General features: G+C 68.4%; 4 protein-coding genes. 1 reads left to right on the forward strand and 3 read right to left on the reverse strand.

All coding sequences use genetic code 11. The features are described from left to right. Window positions 1-157 precede the first annotated feature (157 nt). Window positions 158-1783, reverse strand: a complete 1626-nt coding sequence (locus MIC448_RS04835) for an AMP-binding protein (RefSeq protein ID WP_081766195.1) — start codon at window positions 1781-1783, stop codon at window positions 158-160. Window positions 1784-1792: 9 nt separating this feature from the next. Continuing rightward, window positions 1793-2710 carry an SDR family NAD(P)-dependent oxidoreductase gene (locus MIC448_RS04840; RefSeq protein ID WP_036296822.1) on the reverse strand — a complete coding sequence of 306 codons (918 nt, stop codon included), beginning with the start codon at window positions 2708-2710 and terminating at the stop codon, window positions 1793-1795. 131 nt (window positions 2711-2841) lie between these two features. On the opposite strand from MIC448_RS04840, the gene MIC448_RS04845 reads away from it, so the two are divergent. Further along, entirely contained in the window at window positions 2842-3318 is a 477-nt protein-coding gene (locus MIC448_RS04845; protein ID WP_198517758.1) for a MarR family winged helix-turn-helix transcriptional regulator, read from the forward strand. 5 nt (window positions 3319-3323) lie between these two features. On the opposite strand, the gene MIC448_RS04850 is transcribed toward MIC448_RS04845, so the two are convergent. Next, the coding region (locus tag MIC448_RS04850) for a MarR family winged helix-turn-helix transcriptional regulator (RefSeq protein WP_144237982.1) at window positions 3324-3894 on the reverse strand (571 nt) is incomplete at its 5' end.

Genomic DNA, 3894 nt, shown 5'->3' on the forward strand with positions numbered 1-3894 from the left:
AGCCCGAGACGAGCCGCGCCGTGAACAAGAGGTGCGCGCATCACTGGCAGAGCTCGAGGCATCCGGTCAACCCGCCGATATGACGCGCGCGACGCTCGCATGGTTCGAGCGGATCCTGGCCGAACGAGACTGACCCTCGCTGTTATGCGCCGGCTCTTCAGTCGACCGTGAGCTCAGCGGCCACGCTCTCCTTCAGTCGAAGCATGTCGACCTTGCCGTGCGGTGTGCGTTCGAGGCTCTCGCGGACGAAGACGTTGCGCGGCTTCTTGTAGCCGGCCAGGCGCGCACCGACGTGATCGCGCAACTGTTCCGTGTCGACCGTCGCGCCGGGCGCCGGCACGACGACGGCGGTGACGACCTCGCCGAAGCGGGCGTCGGGCATGCCGAAGACCACGGCATCCGCGACGGATGCGTGGGTCAACAAAGCTTCTTCCACCTCGACCGGGTAGACCTTCTCGCCCCCGGTGTTGACGACGGCGCTGCCACGGCCGAGCAGCTCGACCGCTCCCTCGGGCAGCACGCGCACCCAGTCGCCGGGCACGACGTGTCGGACTCCGCGGAGTTCGGGGAAGGTCGCACGCGTCTTCTCCTCATCGCCCAGGTAGCCTCGCGGCAGGGTCCCCCGGAATGCGAGGATGCCGCGGGCGCCGACCGTGTGCTGCACCTCTTCCTGCTGCTCGTCCAGCACGACGGCGCCCGGCATGAGCCGGAAAGTGCCCGGCACATCCTCGACCGATGTCGTGACATTCACGGCGAAGGGCCCGCCTTCGGTCGAGGCCAGCAGGTCGATGATCGATGTCAGTCCGAGATCGTGCAGGCGACGTTTGGCCACGTCTCCGAAGCGCATCCCCGAACTGATCGCCGACGAGACGCGCCCGAGCCGCGTGATGCCTGCCTGTTCGGCGGCGGCGGCGAGGGGGAGGGCGATCGCGTCACCCGCCACTATGAGCCGCGTAACGCCCTCTTCGATGCTCAGGCGCACCGCGTCGTCGGCGTCGAGGCGGGGGGAGGAGGTGACAACGACCGTGCCGCCGAGGATCAACGTGTTGATGGAGGTGAACAGCGCCGTGCCGTGCATGAACGGGGCGAGCGGCAGGCTCACGACGCGGGGCGTTTCGGGGGAGAGGGCGATGCCGACGGCCTGCGTCATATCGGTCGGTGGGCGGACGCCGACCGAGTCGTAGATCGAGTACAGCTGAACGTCCAGGATGTCCTCCGCGCCCCAGAGCACGGCCTTCGGCCGGCCCGTGGTTCCGCCCGTGTAGAGGCGGAGCTCGCCGCCGGGCGGGGGTGTCTCGGGCAACCGCCCGGGCGTCGCGATGACATCGACGTAGCTGGTCGCCCCGGCGAGCACGGGACCCGTTCCCGCGCCCACGTCGTCGATCTCGATGAGCGCGGGACGGATGGCGCACAGCAGCACGGCCTCCGCGACGACATCGGCCAGCGAGGCCGGATAGAGCAGGGCGCCAGCGCTGCTGTCGTTGAGCAGCCCGGCGACCTCGGCGGGACGGAACCGGTAGTTGATGGGCGTTGGAGCGATCCCCGTCGCGAATCCCGCGTAGAAGGCGACGAGGTACTCGGGCCGGTTGTAGAGCAGAATCCCGAGGCCGTCGCCCGGCCCCAGGCCCCGTTCGGTCAGATGGCGAGCGAGCGAGCCCGCTGCATCCGTGAACCGTCGGTAGCTGATGCGTTCGTCGGGGGCGACGATCGCGGTGCGGTCGGGCATCGCGCGCCCGAGCGCCTGCCAGACGTCGCTGTAGTACCCCTTCATCGCCGTAGCCATGACCGCGCGTCAGGACAGGTCCGGCGGACCGGATGTCTGGGCCAGAGCGCCCAGATCGTCTCGCCACGCCTCGTCGATCCGCTCGGCGCTCCAGCCGCCGTCGTGGTCGAGGGTGCGGAGCGCTGACGGGTGCGCATACAGGGTGAGTCGATCGCCGCCGATCCCGATGGCCTGACCGGTGACGTGTGCAGAGCGCTCGGAGGCGAGCCAGACCAGCAGCGGCGCAACGTCCTCGGGGGTTCCCAGAGCGTGGCTGCTTCGGTATTCGCGCGGAATCTCGCCGGTCGCGAGGAAGTCCTCGTAGACCTGCGTGTACGCGGGTATCGTCGCCGTCATCGGCGAGAGGGCCGTGGGGATCACCGCGTTCGCGGTGATTCCGGCCCGCGCGAGTTCGAGCGACCAGGTGCGGGCCATCGCGACGACACCCGCCTTCACCGCGGCGTAGTTCGTTTGTCCGAAGCTGCCGAACTGGCCCGCGGGCGACCCGATCACAACGATTCGTCCGCCGTCGCCCTGCTCGCGCATGGCGATCGCGGCGGCACGGCCGCACGTGAACGTGCCCCGCAGGTGCGTGTCGACCACGGCGTCGAAGTCCTCGTCCGACATCTTCCACAGGACGCGGTCGCGCAGCACGCCCGCGTTGGCGATCAAGACGTCGAGGCGCCCGAACTGCGTCAGGGCCGCGTCGACCAGCGCCTCCGCCGTGCTCGCGGGGCCGACCGGCGCGACGACGGCGACGGCTCGCCCGCCCGTGCTGGTGATGGCGGCCACCGTCTCGGCAGCCGTCACGGGGTCCACATCGTTGACGACGACGGCGGCACCCGCGTCTGCAAGCGCGAGGGCATAGGCACGCCCGAGGCTTCGACCGCTGCCGGTGACGATGGCGACACGACCGTCCAAGCGAACGACTTCGGTAGATGGCGTCATGGCTTCTCCTTTGAGCATGAGCGTGAATCCGAGCGACTGCGCATCGATTCATATTCAGGATAACTGAAACTCGCGACCGGGACGAAGCGACCCGAACGCGCTACCCTGAACCGCGGCGGGAGGAGGAGCACGTGGAGAGCAGTCGTGGACTCGTGTACATCATCAAACAGCTCGACCTGGCTTTGCGTCCACGGTTGTTCGAGGCCTGCGCGGCGGCCGGCATGACCGCGGCCCAGTACACGGCGATGACGGTGCTCGCCCGACGTCCCGGCATCACGAGCTCAGAGCTTGCGCGGCGCTCGTTCGTACGCGCGCAGACCATGGCCGCGACGATGGACCCGCTCTTCGATTCCGGGTACGTCCGGCGCGAGAGCGATCCCCTGCACCGTCGTCGCATCCTGCTCTTCCTCACCGAGAGCGGCGCGGAGGCCGTTGCGGGTCTGACGCCGCAGGTCGAGGCGCTCGAGGATCTGCTGGTGTCGGATCTGTCGGAGAGCGAACGCGAGCAGTTCGGCGACTATCTGCGGCGCGCGCGCAACGCGCTCGATCGGGCCGGGCATCGCGTGCCCGCGGCACCGGAGTCGGATCTCGCTCCGGCTGACCCGTGAACATCTCAGGTGTTGCGTGAGTACGCCAACACGGCGAGCGCCTCGAGGAAGCGCTCCCTCTCCGGTGCGGGCACGGGTTCGAGAAGCCGTTCTTGTACCTGCATGACCGGCGTGAAAGTCGACTCCGCCGTCTGTTTCCCTGTCGTCGTCAACGTCAGGAGCCGCAGGCGACGATCGAGCGGATCATTTTCTCGTGCGATCCATCCTCTCCGCGCGAGGCGGGCGATGATGTCGGCGGCCGTGGACTTGTCGAGCGCCGCTCGCTCACCCAGGTTGCGCTGACTGATACCGGGATATTGCGCGAGAGTCTGAACGGCGGCGAACTGGGGCCCGGTTATTGTCTGCCCGAACGTTTCGGTCCAGAGAGCCGTGTGCATCTGCTGTGCGCGGCGCAGCAGCGCTCCGGGCGCGTCGCTCCGTAGCGTCGAGATCGGGCTCACAACGAACGCTGCCCAGTTTCGCGGATCCAACGAAGCTATCTGGCGCAACCCGCACACAAGATGTGGTCGCTGCGCCATCGGTACGATTTCGAGCAGCCGATCTTGCACGGACTGGGCGATGCTCGTCAAGCGATCG

The organism is Microbacterium sp. C448 (assembly GCF_000582705.2).
Taxonomy (GTDB): domain Bacteria; phylum Actinomycetota; class Actinomycetes; order Actinomycetales; family Microbacteriaceae; genus Microbacterium; species Microbacterium lacus_A.